The organism is Pseudomonas sp. 13B_2.1_Bac1 (assembly GCF_025466155.1).
Taxonomy (GTDB): domain Bacteria; phylum Pseudomonadota; class Gammaproteobacteria; order Pseudomonadales; family Pseudomonadaceae; genus Aquipseudomonas; species Aquipseudomonas aylmerensis.
In genome coordinates, this window is the sequence record NZ_JANLOH010000101.1 from 68,811 (window position 1) to 85,765 (window position 16,955).

The 16,955-nt window shown below is 61.2% G+C and carries 12 protein-coding genes; 4 read left to right on the plus strand and 8 right to left on the minus strand.

Translation table 11 applies throughout. The features are described from left to right. Positions 1-183 precede the first annotated feature (183 nt). Positions 184-1,848 (minus strand): energy-dependent translational throttle protein EttA, encoded by a 1,665-nt coding sequence (ettA, locus tag NTD80_RS24905; protein WP_025859215.1) that lies wholly within the window; start codon positions 1,846-1,848, stop codon positions 184-186. Positions 1,849-2,133: 285 nt separating this feature from the next. On the opposite strand from ettA, the gene NTD80_RS24910 reads away from it, so the two are divergent. Together NTD80_RS24910 and glyA are read left to right on the plus strand one after the other, a co-directional pair. Beyond that, positions 2,134-5,985 (plus strand): EAL domain-containing protein, encoded by a 3,852-nt coding sequence (locus NTD80_RS24910; RefSeq protein WP_315974947.1) that lies wholly within the window; start codon positions 2,134-2,136, stop codon positions 5,983-5,985. 223 nt (positions 5,986-6,208) lie between these two features. Then, positions 6,209-7,462, plus strand: coding sequence for a serine hydroxymethyltransferase (glyA, locus tag NTD80_RS24915; RefSeq protein ID WP_065910203.1), 1,254 nt, complete (start codon positions 6,209-6,211; stop codon positions 7,460-7,462). 162 nt (positions 7,463-7,624) lie between these two features. Here glyA and yjiA read toward each other — a convergent pair whose 3' ends face one another. From yjiA to NTD80_RS24930, 3 genes are all read right to left on the minus strand, one after another. Further along, positions 7,625-8,581: a GTPase gene (yjiA, locus tag NTD80_RS24920; RefSeq protein WP_262135336.1), complete on the minus strand. Its 957-nt coding sequence runs from the start codon at positions 8,579-8,581 to the stop codon at positions 7,625-7,627. Positions 8,582-8,755: 174 nt separating this feature from the next. Next, on the minus strand, positions 8,756-8,953 hold the full coding sequence (locus NTD80_RS24925) for a YbdD/YjiX family protein (protein WP_003194308.1): 198 nt from the start codon (positions 8,951-8,953) through the stop codon (positions 8,756-8,758). Positions 8,954-8,968: 15 nt separating this feature from the next. Beyond that, entirely contained in the window at positions 8,969-11,035 is a 2,067-nt protein-coding gene (locus NTD80_RS24930; RefSeq protein WP_065910199.1) for a carbon starvation CstA family protein, read from the minus strand. A gap of 174 nt (positions 11,036-11,209) precedes the next feature. On the opposite strand from NTD80_RS24930, the gene NTD80_RS24935 reads away from it, so the two are divergent. Next, positions 11,210-11,578 (plus strand): PilZ domain-containing protein, encoded by a 369-nt coding sequence (locus NTD80_RS24935; RefSeq protein ID WP_106802582.1) that lies wholly within the window; start codon positions 11,210-11,212, stop codon positions 11,576-11,578. A 114-nt stretch (positions 11,579-11,692) separates the two neighbouring features. Here NTD80_RS24935 and radA read toward each other — a convergent pair whose 3' ends face one another. The 3 genes from radA to katB form a co-directional block, all read right to left on the minus strand. After that, a complete protein-coding gene (radA, locus tag NTD80_RS24940) occupies positions 11,693-13,060 on the minus strand; it encodes a DNA repair protein RadA (RefSeq protein ID WP_053137919.1) in 1,368 nt (455 codons plus the stop codon). Between the two features lie 35 nt (positions 13,061-13,095). Then, positions 13,096-13,644, minus strand: coding sequence for an ankyrin repeat domain-containing protein (locus NTD80_RS24945; RefSeq protein ID WP_262135337.1), 549 nt, complete (start codon positions 13,642-13,644; stop codon positions 13,096-13,098). Between the two features lie 99 nt (positions 13,645-13,743). Continuing rightward, positions 13,744-15,285, minus strand: a complete 1,542-nt coding sequence (katB, locus tag NTD80_RS24950; RefSeq protein ID WP_120450023.1) for a catalase KatB — start codon at positions 15,283-15,285, stop codon at positions 13,744-13,746. Between the two features lie 286 nt (positions 15,286-15,571). Here katB and mscL point away from each other — a divergent pair, with 286 nt between their 5' ends. Continuing rightward, positions 15,572-15,988 carry a large-conductance mechanosensitive channel protein MscL gene (mscL, locus tag NTD80_RS24955; RefSeq protein WP_065910193.1) on the plus strand — a complete coding sequence of 139 codons (417 nt, stop codon included), beginning with the start codon at positions 15,572-15,574 and terminating at the stop codon, positions 15,986-15,988. Positions 15,989-16,034: 46 nt separating this feature from the next. Here mscL and NTD80_RS24960 read toward each other — a convergent pair whose 3' ends face one another. Next, positions 16,035-16,811 (minus strand): ferredoxin--NADP reductase, encoded by a 777-nt coding sequence (locus NTD80_RS24960; RefSeq protein WP_262135338.1) that lies wholly within the window; start codon positions 16,809-16,811, stop codon positions 16,035-16,037. Between the last annotated feature and the right edge of the window lie 144 nt (positions 16,812-16,955).

Consider the following 16,955-nt stretch of genomic DNA (forward strand, 5'->3'; position numbering starts at 1 on the left):
TGCACCAACAGTTAACCCGCTATCGCAGGCAAGCCAGCTCCCACATTTGATCGAGTACATCCAAGACAATGCGGTCAACTGTGGGAGCTGGCTTGCCTGCGATGCAGACGACGCGGTCCACCTGAAAACACGCAAAAAAAAGCGGAACCCGAAGGCTCCGCTTTTTCATACCACCAACCCGAATCAGGCCAGTTTTTTGTGACGCACACGGTGCGGCTGGGCAGCAGCATCGCCCAAGCGCTTTTTACGGTCCGCTTCGTACTCGGTGTAGTTGCCTTCGAAGAACACCGCCTGGGAATCGTCTTCGTACGCCAGGATGTGGGTCGCGACGCGGTCAAGGAACCACCGATCGTGAGAGATCACAATGGCGGCGCCCGGGAAGTCCAGCAAGGCTTCTTCCAGGGAACGCAGGGTTTCAACGTCGAGGTCGTTGGACGGTTCGTCGAGCAGCAGGACGTTGCCGCCCTCTTTCAGGGTCAGGGCCAGGTGCAAGCGACCACGCTCACCACCGGACAGGTCCTTGACGAACTTCTGCTGGTCGCCGCCCTTGAAGTTGAAACGACCGACGTAGGTACGCGACGGGATTTCATAGTTGCCGATGCGGATCTGGTCGGAACCGTCGGAAATCTGCTGGAACACCGTCTTGCTGCCGTCGAGGTCGTCGCGGCTCTGGTCAACGCAGGCCAGCTGCACGGTTTCACCGATCTCGATGCTGCCGGAGTCCGGGGTTTCCTTGCCCATCAGCATACGGAACAGTGTGGATTTACCCGCGCCGTTACCACCGATAACGCCGACGATCGCGCCTTTTGGCATCGAGAACGACAGGTTGTCGATCAGCACGCGGTCGCCATAGCCTTTGGAAACGTTCTTGAACTCGATGACCTTGTCACCCAGGCGCGGACCGGCCGGGATGTAGATCTCGTTGGTTTCGCTGCGCTTCTGGAATTCCTGCGATTGCATTTCTTCGAAGCGTTGCAGACGTGCCTTGGATTTGGACTGGCGGGCCTTGGCGCCTTTGCGCACCCACTCCAGTTCTTCCTTCATGGCTTTTTCGTGGGCCGATTGCTGCTTGGATTCGGCGGCCAGACGGTCGGACTTGGCTTCCAGCCAACCGGAGTAGTTGCCCTCGTAAGGGATACCGGCGCCACGGTCGAGCTCGAGGATCCAGCCGGCGACGTTGTCCAGGAAGTACCGGTCGTGCGTGATCGCAACCACGGTGCCCGGGAAATCGTGAAGGAAGTGTTCCAGCCAGGCGACGGAATCGGCGTCCAGGTGGTTGGTCGGTTCGTCGAGCAGCAGCATGTCGGGAGCCGACAGCAGCAGGCGGCACAGGGCCACACGGCGCTTCTCACCACCGGACAAATGTTCGACCTTGGCGTCCCACGCCGGCAGGCGCAGCGCATCGGCGGCGACTTCCAGCTGGCGCTCCAGGTTGTGACCGTCGCCGGCCTGCAGGATGGCTTCGAGCTTGGCCTGTTCGGCGGCGAGCTTGTCGAAGTCGGCATCCGGTTCGGCGTAGGCGGCGTAGACCTCGTCCAGGCGCGCCTGGGCGTCCTTGATCACGCTGACGGCCTCTTCAACCACTTCACGCACGGTCTTCGCCGGGTCCAGCTGCGGCTCCTGCGGCAGGTAGCCGATGTTCAGTTCGGGCATCGGGCGGGCTTCGCCTTCGAACTCGGTGTCGACGCCGGCCATGATTTTCAGCAGCGTGGACTTACCCGAACCGTTGAGGCCGAGCACGCCGATCTTGGCGCCGGGGAAGAAGGACAGCGAAATGTTTTTCAGGATTTCCCGCTTCGGCGGAACAACTTTTCCCAGCCGATGCATGGTGAAGACGTATTGAGCCATGGTGAACCTAGCGTCAGTGACTGATGAATTGAGCGGGCGAAGCCCGTGCCAGGCCATGCGCCGCGCGGGCCGTTGACGGTAATCAATGCCTGCGTGCGGAAAAAGCCTGAATGTCTGGGGCTGGAACGCCCCCGCGTAACCGGCAAAGCTACCTGAATGCGTTGGGCCAGTCCAGCCAGGCGGGGCTGGCACTTTGCCACAACTCAAGGCATGCTAGCCGCCCTCCGGGCGTCCGGCTTATAGTGCACGTCGCGCGCCAGTCCAGCCAAACCGCAGGATCACAGCTTGTCCAAAGTCACGCCGCCCACTCCCCTGCGCGCCGCTCATATAGCGCCGGGAGCGCCCCTGCACGGCACCCTCAAAGGCGCGTTGGCGACGCTTGTCCTCATGTTGCTCGCATTATTGTTCTGGCAACTGCTGGACCAGTTGCAGCAGAACCAGAAGAACCAGCAGCAATACACCATCGACTACAGCGCCGACCTGGCTGAGCAGATCAGCCTGAATATGGGCCTGAGCGCAAAAATCGCCCTGAACCTGCTGCCGATGGTCGAGCCACCGCGCGACAGCGAACAGCAACAGGCGTTGATGCGCACCCTGCAACGTTCGCTGCCGGAACTGCGCAGCATCGCCCTGCTCGCGCCCAGCGGCGCGATGATCAGTGACAGCGCCAATGACAGCCAGGACGGCCCCTGGCTCGAAGAACTGGTGCAGCGCAGCCACGCCCAGTCCTACTACCTGAGCAACAACAACGACGGCGCCATCATCTATCTATTGCTGCACCAGCCCAGCGGCGGTTCCAGGATGTACTGGGTGCTGCGCCTGGCACCCAATTACCTGACCAGCCTCACCCGCCAGGACGGCCAGGGCCAGCGCCCCATGTGGGCCATTGAAAACCGCATCAACCATCGTGTCATCAGTCGCGACAGCGGCATGCCGGCCCAGTGGGCCAGCGCCCTCACCCCCGACGAGTTGAATAAAAGCGTGCTGGTCACGCCCCTGAGCAAAAGCGACTGGCAATTGCGCGGGCTGTTCGACCGCACCGCCGTGCTGGAACAACTGCTGCCGGCGTTCATCGGCAAATGCCTGCTGGGCCTGGCGTTTTCCCTGATCCCGGTGATCGTGCTGCTGAACATGCGCCGCCGCCAGCGCCAGGTGCATGAGGGCCGGCGGCGTTACCAGGATATTTTCGAAGGCACCGGCGTGGCCTTGTGCGTGCTCGACCTGTCGGGCCTGAATGCCTGCTTCGACCGGGCACAGCTGCAGACCCGCGAGCAGCTCAAGGCCTGGCTGCAGGACAACCCGCTCGAGCGCCAGCAACTGCTCAAGGAACTGCGCATCACCGAGGTCAACCAGGTCGCGGTGCGCCTGTTGAATGTCGGCTCCTGCGAAGAAGCCTGGGAGCGGCTGATCGATGATTGCCCGCGCAACGCCACCTCCATCGGCTACCAGATACTCGAGGCCGTGCTCACTCAACAGCACCAGCTGGAGCTGGAAATCCAGCTCAAGGACGTGGCCGGCAACGAGCAATACCTGTGGCTGGTGATGCGCCTGCCCGAGCAACAGGATGATTTCAAGGCAGTGATCCTCAGCATCAGCGATATCACCAGCCGCAAGCTGATCGAACTGTCGTTGGTGGAGCGTGAAAGCTTTTGGTCGGACGTGGTGCGTACCGTGCCCGACCACCTGTATGTGCAGGATGTGATCAGCCAGCGCATGATTTTCAGCAACCACCACCTGGGCCACACCCTCGGCTATAACAAGGCCGAACTGCAGCAAATGGGCGAGTACTTCTGGGAAATCCTGCTGCACCCCGAGGACGCCGAGCATTACCACGACTTGCGCCAGCAACAACGCGAGATCGGCTACACCACCCAACTGCAATGCCAGCTGCGCTTTCGCCATCGCAATAACCAGTGGCGACGCTTTGATATCCGCGAGCAGGCCCTGGCACGGGACAAAACCGCTCTGGTCACACGCATCATCGGCGTGGCCAAGGACATCACCGACCAGATCGAAGCCAGCGAGTCCCTGCGCGACAGCGAACAGCGCTACCGCATGCTGGCCGAAAGCATCAGCGACGTGATCTGCTCCACCGACAGCCAGTTGGCCCTCAACTACATCAGCCCGTCGGTCAACGCGGTGCTCGGTTACGACGTGGAATGGGTGTTCAAGAACGGCTGGCAATCGATCATCGCCAACCCGCAGCAATTGACCGGCATCTACAGCCTGGTGGAACAGGTCAGCCGCGCGCTGGGCGATCCCGAGGCGCTGAACCGCCTGCGTGATGAAATACAGACCCAGCTGTTCCTGTTCGACTGCCTGCGTGCCGACGGTCGCAAAGTGCCGATCGAACTGCGCCTGGTGCTGGTATGGGACGAGCACGGCGCCTTCGAGGGCATCCTCGGCGTGGGCCGTGATATCAGCCAGCAACGCCGCGCCGAAAAAGACCTGCGCATGGCGGCCACGGTATTCGAGCACTCCACCTCGGCGATCCTGATCACCGACCCGGCCGGCTATATCGTGCAGGCCAACGAGGCGTTCAGCCGGGTCAGCGGCTACGCGGTGACGGATGTCCTCGATCAGTTGCCGAACATGCTCACCGTCGACGAGCAACAGGAAGCCCACCTGCGCTATGTGCTCAAGCAACTGCACCAGCACAGCACCTGGGAAGGCGAAGTCTGGCTCAAGCGCCGTAACGGCGAGCATTACCCGGCCTGGGTCGGCATCACGGCGGTGTTCGACGACGAAGGCGACCTGGCCAGCTACGTGTGCTTCTTCAGTGACATCAGCGAGCGCAAGGCCAGCGAACAGCGTATCCACCGCCTGGCCTACTACGACGCCCTGACCCACCTGCCCAACCGCACGCTGTTCCAGGACCGCCTGCACACTGCGCTGCAATCGGCCGAGCGGCAGAAGTCGTGGGTGGTGTTGATGTTCCTCGACCTCGACCGCTTCAAACCGATCAACGACTCCCTGGGCCACGCCGCCGGCGACCGCATGCTCAAGGAAATGGCGACCCGCCTGCTCGGCTGCGTGGCCGAAGACGACACCGTGGCACGCATGGGCGGCGACGAGTTCACCTTGCTCCTGCAACCACGGGTCAACCGCGAAATGGCGCTGAACCGCGCGATCCACGTGGCCGAGCAGATCCTCGCCAGCCTGGTCAAGCCGTTCGTGCTGGAAGGCCGCGAGTTCTTCGTGACCGCGAGTATCGGCATCGCCTTGAGCCCGCAGGACGGCAACGAACTGAGCCAACTGATGAAGAACGCCGACACGGCGATGTATCACGCCAAGGAACGCGGCAAAAACAACTTCCAGTTCTATCAGGCCGACATGAACGCCAGCGCCCTGGAGCGCCTGGAGCTGGAAAGTGATCTGCGCCATGCGCTGGACCAGAACGAATTCGTGCTCTATTACCAACCGCAGTTCAGCGGCGACGGCAAACGCCTGACCGGCGCCGAGGCCCTGCTGCGCTGGCGCCATCCGCGTCGCGGGCTGGTGCCACCGGGCGACTTCATCCCGGTGTTGGAGGAATTGGGCCTGGTGGTCGACGTGGGCGACTGGGTGATCAGCGAGGCGTGCCGACAGCTCAAGACCTGGCACCAGAACAAGGTCCGCGTGCCGAAAGTCTCGGTGAACATCTCCGCGCGGCAGTTCTCCGACGGTCAACTGGGCACGCGCATCGCCACCATCCTCAAGGACACCGGCCTGCCGCCGGCGTGCCTGGAGCTGGAGCTGACCGAAAGTATCCTGATGCGCGAAGTCAACGAAGCCATGCACATCCTCGACAGCCTGAAAAACCTCGGCCTGAGCATTGCGGTAGACGACTTCGGTACTGGCTATTCGTCGCTCAACTACCTCAAGCAATTTCCCATCGACGTATTGAAAATCGACCGTACCTTCGTCGATGGCCTGCCGTCCGGCGAGCAGGACGCACAGATCGCCCGGGCGATTATCGCCATGGCCCACAGCCTGAACCTGGCAGTGATCGCCGAGGGCGTGGAAACCCATGAGCAACTGGATTTCCTGCGTGAGCACGGGTGTGACGAGGTGCAGGGCTACCTGTTCGGGCGGCCGATGCCGGCGAATCGGTTCGAGGCGCAATTCAGCAATGATGCGCTGTTCATGTTCGACTGAAATCCTGCAGTGATGCTGATGACCTCATCGCAGGCAAGCCAGCTCCCACATTTGAAATGCATTCCCCTGTGGGAGCTGGCTCGCCTGCGATGGGGCCAGTATTGGCACCGCTCATCCCTAAGTGAATCCCGCTTGTCCGCGACATGATGTCCTTTCATATGCCATCTAAAACCCATTGGGTTAGAATGCCCTCCTTTTCTGCCCCCGATCCTTGAGGACCGCCATGTTCAGCCGTGATTTGACTATTGCCAAGTACGACGCCGATCTCTTCGCCGCCATGGAGCAAGAAGCCGTGCGCCAGGAAGAGCACATCGAGCTGATCGCTTCGGAAAACTACACCAGCCCTGCGGTGATGGAGGCTCAAGGCTCGGTTCTGACCAACAAGTACGCCGAAGGCTACCCAGGCAAGCGCTACTACGGCGGTTGCGAGTACGTCGACGTGGTTGAGCAACTGGCCATCGACCGTGCCAAGGAACTGTTCGGCGCCGATTACGCCAACGTCCAGCCACACGCCGGCTCCCAAGCCAACAGCGCCGTGTACCTGGCCCTGCTGCAAGGCGGCGACACCATCCTGGGCATGAGCCTGGCCCACGGCGGTCACCTGACCCACGGCGCCAGCGTTTCCTCCTCGGGCAAGCTGTACAACGCCGTTCAATACGGTATCGATGCCAACGGCCTGATCGACTACGACGAAGTCGAGCGCCTGGCGGTCGAGCACAAGCCAAAAATGATCGTGGCCGGTTTCTCTGCCTACTCGCAGATCCTGGATTTCCCACGCTTCCGTGAGATCGCTGACAAGGTCGGCGCCTACCTGTTCGTCGACATGGCTCACGTAGCCGGTCTGGTCGCCGCTGGCGTCTACCCGAACCCAGTGCCTTACGCTGACGTCGTGACCACCACCACGCACAAGACCCTGCGCGGTCCACGTGGCGGCCTGATCCTGGCACGCGCCAACGCCGACATCGAGAAGAAGCTGAACTCCGCCGTCTTCCCGGGCGCCCAGGGTGGCCCACTGGAGCACGTGATCGCAGCTAAAGCGATCTGCTTCAAGGAAGCCCTGCAGCCTGAGTTCAAGACTTACCAGCAACAAGTGGTGAAGAACGCCCAGACCATGGCCAGCGTGTTTATCGAACGCGGCTTCGACGTGGTTTCCGGCGGTACCGAGAACCACCTGTTCCTGCTGTCGCTGATCAAGCAAGACATCTCCGGTAAAGATGCTGACGCTGCCCTGGGCAAAGCCTTCATCACCGTGAACAAAAACTCCGTGCCGAACGACCCACGTTCGCCGTTCGTCACCTCCGGCCTGCGCTTCGGTACTCCGGCTGTGACCACTCGTGGCTTTAAAGAAGCAGAGTGCAAGGAACTGGCCGGCTGGATCTGCGACATCCTGGCAGACCTGAACAACGAAGCCGTGATCGACGCGGTGCGTGAGAAGGTCAAGGCCATCTGCAAGAAGCTGCCGGTCTACGGCGCTTGATTGCAGTTGCTTGAATGAAAAAGCCCGGCTCAAGAGCCGAGCTTTTTTGTGGCTGATCGTTCCCACGCTCCGCGTGGGAATGCCTCTTGTGACGCTCTGCGTCACGCTTTGGGACGCGGAGCGTCCTGACCTGCATTCCCACGCAGAGCGTGGGAACGATCATTATTGGTAAACCCGTGCAAACCCTTCGCGGATTTTGTCTTCGGGCAACTCATCGGCAATAAACACAATCACACTCTCGCGCACTTCGCCCTCGGCCCACTCGGTGTCCCAATCGAAACCGTAGAGCTTCAGCACGCCTTGGAACACCATGCGCCGGTCCTCTCCGGCAATGTTCAGCACGCCCTTGTAGCGCAGCAGCTGCTTGCCGTGGTCTTCCAGCAGCTCATTCATGAACTCACTGAGGCGGTCGATATCCAGCGGCTGCTCGGTGCGCAGCACCAGGCTGGAGATACGGTCGATGGACGGCGCCGCACTGACCGGGCGCAGGCTCATGCCGGCGTTGAGGTTGAAGCCGCGGACATCGAGCAACTCGGCCAGGTCGATGGCGCCATGGTCCACCACACGAATCGGCGCGCGGCGGTTAATGCGGGTCAGGCGCTCGCTGAGGGCCTCGAAGGTGGCGTCGTCCACCAGGTCACGCTTGCTCACCAGCAGGCGGTCGGCAAACCCGATCTGGGCCTGGGCGATGGTCTGGGTCAGGTGGTGCCCGGCATGCGCCGCGTCCACCAGGGTGATGATGCCGTCGAGGATATAGCGCTCGCGCAGTTCTTCATCGATAAAAAAGGTCTGCGCCACCGGCGCCGGATCGGCCAGGCCGGTGCACTCGATCACCAGGCGGTCGAAGGCGATCTCACCGCTGTCCAGGCGTTCCAGCAGCAGGTACAGGGCTTTGGTCAGGTCGGTGTGGATGGTGCAGCACACGCAGCCGTTGGAGAGGGTCATGACTTGCACCGGTTCTGTACCCAACAGCTGGGTATCGATTCCGGCGTCACTGAATTCGTTTTCGATCACGGCGATTTTCAAGCCATGCTCGGCCTTGAGCAGGTGGCGCAGCAAGGTGGTCTTGCCGGCGCCGAGGAAGCCGCTGAGGACGGTGACGGGGATGGGAGAGGACAAAGACAGTTCTCCTTGGAATTAAAGGTACACAAAACAAATGTGGGAGCAGGCCTATGCGGGAGCCGGGCTTGCCCGCGATGCAAGCACCTCGGTGTATCAGTGACACCCAAGTGATGCTATCGCAGGCAAGCCAGCTCCCACACAAGCCGGCTCCCACAGGGATATTGCGTTAACTCAACAGCACTTGGGCCCACCCTTGCCACCGTAGCGGGCTTCCTGGCGTTCCCGGAAGAACGCCTTGTAGTCCATCACCGGTTTGTCCGGGTGCTTGGTTTGCATATGCTCGACGTAGGTGTCGTAGTCGGGCATGCCGACCATCAGGCGCGCGGCCTGACCGAGGTATTTACCGAGGCGACTGATGTCATTGAACATGGCTGCAATCCTCGTTTACGCGTCCGGTACGGCCTGGAACGGGGCTTCTTTATCCGTACGTTCCTTGTTGCCCCAGGCGGCGACGCCGACCTTGAGCGCATAGAACAGGATGCTGAATACCACGAACAGAAACAGTGCTGTCAGCGTTGCGTTGGTGTAGGCGTTCCAGATCACGTGCTGCATCTGGTCGACGCTCTTGGCCGGGGCCAGGATCTGGCCGTTGGCCAGCGCATCACTGTACTTCTTCGCCAGCGACAGGAAGCCGATCGCCGGGTTGGCGTCGAACAGCTTGATGAAGCCTGCGGTGGTGGTGCAGATCAGCAGCCATACGGCCGGCAGCATGGTCACCCAGATGTAGCGTTGGCGTTTCATTTTGATCAGTACAACGGTCGCCAGCATCAGCGCGATACCCGCCAGCATCTGGTTGGAGATACCGAACAGCGGCCACAAGGTGTTGATGCCGCCCAGTGGGTCGATCACGCCCTGGTACAGCAGGTATCCCCACATCGCCACACAACCGGCGGTGGCAATCAGGTTGGCTGTCCACGACTCGGTACGCTTGAGCGACGGCACGAACGAACCCAGCAGGTCCTGCAGCATGAAGCGACCGGCACGGGTGCCGGCGTCGACTGCCGTGAGGATGAACAACGCCTCGAACAGGATCGCAAAGTGGTACCAGAACGCCATGGTGTTTTCACCCGGCAGCACACTGTGCAGGATCTGCGCGATACCCACGGCCAGCGTTGGTGCACCGCCGGCACGCGCCAGGATGGTGGTCTCGCCGATGTCATGGGCCACGGCCTGCAACGCCTCAGGCGTTATCGCAAACCCCCAGCTGCTGACGGTTTGCGCCACGGTCATCACGTCACCGCCGACCACAGCGGCCGGGCTGTTCATGGCGAAGTACACGCCAGGCTCAATCACGGAAGCCGCGACCATGGCCATGATGGCCACGAACGACTCCATCAGCATCGCGCCGTAGCCGATGTAACGGGCGTTGACTTCGTTGTCCAGCAGCTTGGGCGTGGTGCCCGAGGAAATCAGCGCGTGGAAACCCGAGACCGCGCCACAGGCGATGGTGATGAACAGGAACGGGAACAGGCCGCCCTTCCACACCGGGCCGGTGCCGTCGATGAACTGGGTCAGGGCCGGCATTTTCAGCTCTGGCATGGTGACCAGGATGCCGATCGCCAAGGCAATGATGGTGCCGATCTTGAGGAACGTGGAGAGGTAGTCACGCGGCGCCAGGATCAGCCATACCGGCAATACCGCCGCGACGAAACCGTAGCCGATCAGCATCCAGGTGATCTGGATCCCGGTGAAGGTGAAGGCTTTGGCCCAGGTCGGGTCAGCGGCAATCTGCCCGCCCAGCCAGATCGAACCCAGCAGCAACAGCACGCCGATGATCGAGATTTCACCGATGCGGCCCGGGCGGATGTAGCGCATGTACACGCCCATGAACATCGCGATCGGGATGGTCGCCATGACCGTGAAGATGCCCCATGGGCTCTCGGCCAGGGCCTTGACCACGATCAGCGCCAGGACCGCGAGGATGATGATCATGATCAGGAAGCAGCCGAACAGCGCGATAGTCCCCGGAATGCGGCCCATCTCTTCGCGAACCATATCCCCCAGGGAACGGCCGTTGCGACGGGTGGACAGGAACAGGACCATGAAGTCCTGCACCGCACCGGCCAGCACCACCCCGGCAATCAGCCACAGGGTGCCCGGCAGATAGCCCATTTGCGCCGCCAATACCGGGCCGACCAGCGGACCTGCACCGGCAATCGCCGCAAAGTGGTGACCGAAAAGGATGTGTTTGTTGGTCGGCACATAGTCCAGACCGTCGTTGTTGAGCACTGCGGGGGTGGCCCGCCGTGGATCGAGTTGCATCACGTTGTTAGCGATGAACAGACTGTAGTAACGGTATGCAACCAGGTAGATGGCCACAGCAGCGACCACAATCCACAAGGCGTTGATCGCCTCGCCGCGGCGCAAGGCCACTACGCCCAGGGCGCACGCTCCTACAATTGCCAGCACCAGCCAGGGTAGGTGGCGTAGCAGGCTATTATTATTTTTCATTTTTATATTCCAGCCAGGGTGGACAGAAAGGACAGCCATCCCGAGTTTAGCGCTGTTGGCCTCAAAGACCACCCCCCTACATTGGTCTAGAGCCTTGCAACGGCAAAAAAAGCACAAATAAAAGCCCAATGATGGCGCAGGGCTACAATCCCCTTATCCACAGAGGGTTTGACCATGAGTGAACAGCCGTCAGATCGCCGCCGTTTCCGGCGTATTGCCTTCGATGCCAGGACCACCATTGCACAGGCCGGCTGGAATTGGCCGGTGCAACTGGTGGATTTGTCGCTCAAAGGTTTGTTGGTGCAACGCCCTGATGACTGGCGGGGCAATCGCGCAGAGCCGTTCGACGTGGAGATTCGCCTCGATCCACAGGCGCATATAAAGATGCAGGTCAGGCTGGCCCATGACGATCACGGGCAGTTGGGGTTTGTGTGCGAGCACATTGACCTGGATTCGATCAGCCATCTGCGGCGGCTGATCGAGTTGAACCTCGGTGATGAGGAGGAACTGCACCGCGAGTTGGCGGCATTGCTGGAAACCTGATTGTTCGTGCAGACCTGCATAACGGAGTGTCTGCTAATGATGTGCAAGCTGATCCACCGCTATCGCAGGCAAGCCAGCGCCTACATTGAACAGTGTTGCCAGCGGGGTCAGTGGCTACTCGAACAACGCATCCAACGCCTGTTCCAGGCGGGTCACGCCGATCACCTGCAATCCTGGCGGCATCTCCTTCGGGGCATTGCCCTTGGGCACGATGGCGCGCTTGAAGCCGTGCTTGGCGGCTTCCTTCAAACGCTCCTGGCCACTGGGCACCGGGCGGACCTCGCCCGACAGCCCGACTTCACCAAACACCAGCAGGTCATGGGGCAATGGCCGATTGCGCAGACTCGACATCACCGCCGCCATCAACGCCAGGTCGGACGCTGTCTCCAGCACCTTGACCCCACCGACCACGTTGAGGAACACGTCCTGGTCGTGAGTCGGAATGCCGCCATGACGGTGCAAGACCGCCAGCAGCATCGCAAGGCGGTTCTGGTCCAGGCCGAGCGTGACGCGACGGGGGTTGGCCAGGTGGCTGTCATCCACCAAGGCCTGGACTTCGACCAGCATCGGTCGAGTGCCTTCCCACGTGGCCATCACCACGCTGCCAGGAACTTCTTCCTGGGCACGGGTCAGAAAAATCGCCGATGGGTTGGAGACTTCTTTCAGCCCGCGGTCAGTCATGGCGAACACGCCCAACTCATTCACCGCGCCGAAGCGGTTTTTCACTGCCCGCAGCAAGCGCAGGCGACCGTCGGATTCGCCTTCGAAATACAGCACGGTATCGACCATGTGCTCCAGCACCCGTGGCCCGGCCAGGGCTCCTTCTTTGGTCACGTGGCCGACCAGGAAGATCGCCGTACCGCTCTGCTTGGCATAACGCACCAGCAGCGCCGCGCTTTCGCGCACCTGGGATACACCGCCCGGCGCTGATTGCAGTTGCTCGGTGAAAATCGTCTGGATCGAGTCGATCACCATGACCTTGGGTTTTTCGATGCGGGCCGTGGCGATGATGCTTTCGATGCAGGTTTCGGTCATGACCCGCAATTGGTCCTGGGGCAACCCAAGGCGGCGGGCGCGCATGGCCACTTGCTGCTGGGATTCTTCACCCGTGACGTACAGCGCCGGCATGCGGCTGGCGATGCTGCACAGGGTTTGCAACAGAATGGTGGATTTGCCGATGCCCGGGTCACCGCCGATCAGCACCACCGAGCCGTCCACCAGGCCGCCGCCGAGTACGCGGTCGAGCTCGCCGGACGCCGTGGAGAAACGCGGGATTTCCTCGACGCTGACTTCAGCCAGGGTCTTGATCTGTGCCTGCTGCCCAGTCCAGCCGGCGCGGCCGGTGGGGGCTGCGGCGCCGCCGCTTTCGATCATGGTTTCCGTCAGGGTGTTCCACGCACCGCACTCGGTGCACTGGCCGGCCCACTTGGGAAAGGTCGCGCCGCACTCGGTGCAGCCGTACATGCGCTTGGCCTTTGCCATTTGAGAACCTCCAACCGAAAAACCTCGATGATAGCTCAGCGCGACGCCGGGGTCCGGATTTCACCGCTGGCCAATCGTGAAGCACTGTTGCCGGCCGGGTCTTCGGCGTCGAGGTTGGCGCCCTTGGCCTTCAAGGCATCCAGCAGCTCGACGCGCTTGAACAGCCCGGCATACATGGCCGCCGTCTGCCCGGCGCCGTTACGTTGATCGGGGTTGCAGTCGGTGGCCAGCAGGCGCTGGGCAATTTTCAGCTCACCCTTGAAGATCGCGCCCATCAACGCGGTATTGCCACGCTTGTCCTGCACGCAGGCATCGGCGCCGGCCGCGAGCAGGCGCTCCACGTAGGCGCTTTCGCCGTGGTAGGCCGCCAGGATCAGCGCGGTGTAGCCCTTTTCATCCTGGGTGTTGAGGCTGTAGCCGGAGTCGATAAACGTGTCGAGCATGTCGAGGTCGCCACGGCGGGCAGCGTCGAAATAGTAATCCTGCAGCTGCGCCTGGAGCGCGACGGGGTCATTGCCGGCGGGCTGCTCGGCCAACACGTTCAGCGACCAGCAGGCCAGCAGAGCCCATAAGAAGGTACGCATCATTCAATCCTCTGCGTAACCCTGCAGGCGCCGGCTTGCGGGCGATGACGGCGTTGAATACGCCATCGCCGGCAAGCCGGCTCCTACTAGGGTGTGTGGTTAGTCGGTGAGTTTTTCCGCCAGCGCCTTCACGCGTGCCAGGTCACCCTTGGCAACTTTGGCCACACCCGTGCCGTACTCCGGGTCGGCCTTGTAGAGGAACGACAGGATGATGTGCTTGCTCTCATCATCGGTGGTCGCCAGGGAGCCGCCGAAGTTCTCGATCAGGTCCTGGCGCTCTTTCTTGCTGTAAGAGCGATACAGGTCGCCGGCTTGCTTGAAGTTCTGCTCACGCTGGATCTTCGCCTGCTGGGTGCTGCCCGACAGGGCCGACTGGCTGTAGCGCGCGGCTTGCGGCTCTTCACGTGGCAGCAGGCGGCTTGGCTGGTAGTTCACGCCCGTGGTGGTCTTGCCGGCGTTCATTGCGCCGTCCTGGTTGCCATTGTTGACGGTGACCCGTGGCGCGTTGATCGGCAGTTGCAGGGCATTGGCGCCCAGGCGGTACATCTGCGTGTCAGCGTAGGAGAACACCCGGCCTTGCAGCAGGCGGTCCTCTGACGGCTCGATGCCCGGCACCAGGTTGGACGGGGCCATGGCCACCTGCTCGGTTTCCTGGAAGACATTGGCCGGGTTGCGGTTCAGCACCATCTGCCCGACTTTGCGCTCCGGTACGCCCGGCCAGATCTTGGTGGCGTCCAGCGGGTCGAAATCGAACTTGGCCAGGTCCTCAGGCTTGAGCACCTGCACGTACAGGTCCCACTTGGGGAAATCCCCCTTGTTGATGTGGGTGACCAGGTCATGGGTCATGTGGCTGTAGTCACGGCCCTGCACGTCGACGACTTGCTTGGGATCAAGGTTCTTGAGGCCCTGCTGGCTCTTCCAATGGAACTTGACGTAGTGCACTTCGCCCTTGGCGTTGATCAGCTTGTAGGCGTGCACGCCATTGCCGTCCATTTCCCGGTAGCTGGCCGGGGTGCCCGAGTCGGAATACAGCTCGGTCAGCGTGCGCGTGGACTCAGGCACATGGGAGAAGAAGTCGAAGCGACGGGAATCGTCATCCAGGTTGGTGCGCGGATCCGGCTTGAAGGCGTGGACCATGTCCGGGAACTTGATGGCATCGCGGATAAAGAACGTCGGGAAGTTATTGCCGACGAGGTCCCAATTGCCCTCGGCGGTGTAGAACTTGGTGGCGAAACCGCGCGGGTCGCGCAGGGTTTCCGGGGAGTGGTTGCCGTGCACCACAGAGGAAAAGCGCACGAACACCGGGGTACTTTCGCCGGCGGCGAAGACCTTGGCCTTGCTCAGGTCGCTGAGGTTGTCGGTCACCGTGAAGGTGCCGTGGGCCCCAGTGCCACGGGCATGCACGACGCGCTCGGGGATGCGCTCGCGGTCAAAGCGTTGCAGTTTCTGGATCAACTGCACGTCCTGCAGCAGCACCGGGCCATTGGCGCCGGCGGTCTGCGAGTTCTGGTTGTCGCCAACGGCAGCACCGTTGTCGCGGGTCAGGTTGGCGGCTTGCACTGACAGCGAAAGCAGGCTGGCGGTCGCGACTACCAGCGCATATCGCGCCGATAGAGGCCGGCGGCTCATTGAGTTCTTCATCGAGGTGTCCTCTGGTTTTTTGATGCACATTCAGTTGTGCTTGCCAGAGGCTAGTGATCCGAGCACCAGAAGATAAATAGAAAAGCCGCACTAACCCGATTGAAAAAATAGTGTGGTAAGCCACTGATTTGGCGAGTATTTCGCGCGCGATTGGTGGCACTTTGCAAACTATTTGCGATTTAATGTGTCGATAAAAACTAACAGTGTTAACGGTTGTGTCAGGCAAGCCCGCTATGACTGACTTACACTGGGTTCCACCCTTCTCATCTGTAACAAGGAATAACCTATGGGCGTGATCAGTGAGTTCAAGGCCTTCGCGGTCAAAGGTAATGTGGTCGATATGGCCGTCGGTATTATCATCGGCGCCGCCTTCGGCAAAATTGTTTCCTCGTTTGTAGGCGACGTGGTGATGCCGCCACTGGGCCTGTTGATCGGCGGCGTGGACTTCGGTGATCTGGCGATAACGCTCAAGGCTGCGCAGGGTGACGTCCCCGCGGTGGTACTGGCCTATGGCAAGTTCATCCAGAGCGTGGTCGACTTCCTGATCGTTGCGTTTGCGATCTTCATGGGCGTGAAGGCGATCAATCGCCTGAAACGTGAAGAGGCCGTGGCACCAAGCCTGCCGCCGACGCCTACCAAGGAAGAGGTCTTGCTGGGCGAGATCCGTGACCTGCTCAAGGCACAGAACGACAAGCCGCTTTAACCGATAAGGGCTGTGTCAGAGGCGCCTGTTGCAGGCGCCTTTTTTATTACCAGTAGTTTTCCACTGCCACCTGGCCCGGACGCCGGCTCAAGCTCAATTGCAGGTCGCGCTGCTTGAGCAACTGGCGAGTGTCATCGACCATCTGCGGGTTGCCGCAAATCAGTACACGGGAATGCTCAGGCGTCAGCTCGACCCCGGCCGCGCGCTCCAACTCGCCGCTTTCGATCAGCGTGGTAATGCGCGCGTTCAAGGCACCGGGGTGCGGCTCGCGGGTCACTATCGGAAGGTAGGTCAGTTTGTGCGCATACTCGGCGAGGTACTCACGCTCGCCCAGTTCGGCGATCAGCGCCTGATAGGCCAGCTCCTTGGCCTCACGCGCGCTGTACACCAGGATGATGCGCTCGAATTTCTCCCAGACTTCGAAATCCTGCAGGATCGACAAAAACGGCGCCACCCCGGTGCCGGTCCCCAACATCCACAAATCCCGGCCATCGACAAAACGGTTCAACGTCAGGAAACCCGTGGCCTGGCGTTCGACCATCAAGGTATCGCCCACTCGCAGGCGGCTCAGTTCACTGGTGAACTCCCCGCCTGGCACCACGATCGAGAAGAAATCCAGGTGCTCATCAAACGGCGAAGACACCACGGAATAGGCGCGCCACACCGTGCTGCCGTCGGCCTTGGTCACCCCCAGACGTACGAACTGACCCGCCGTGAAGCGGAATCCAGGGTCGCGTGTGGTGCGCAGCGTAAACAGGCTGGGGGTCAGCGATTGCACGTCGAGCAAGGTCTGGCGGGTAAATTTCTCAGCACTGGCCGTCATGGGAGGCTCCGTTCTACAGGAGCCCTAGTGTCCCTCAAAGTCGCGCGCGGAAACACCGGTGGTTTGTAGTGGAATCCAATGCGTGCGCAAGGATGGCTATCTAATAGCATCACTAATCAATTGGCTATTAATCCCTTTCCCAAG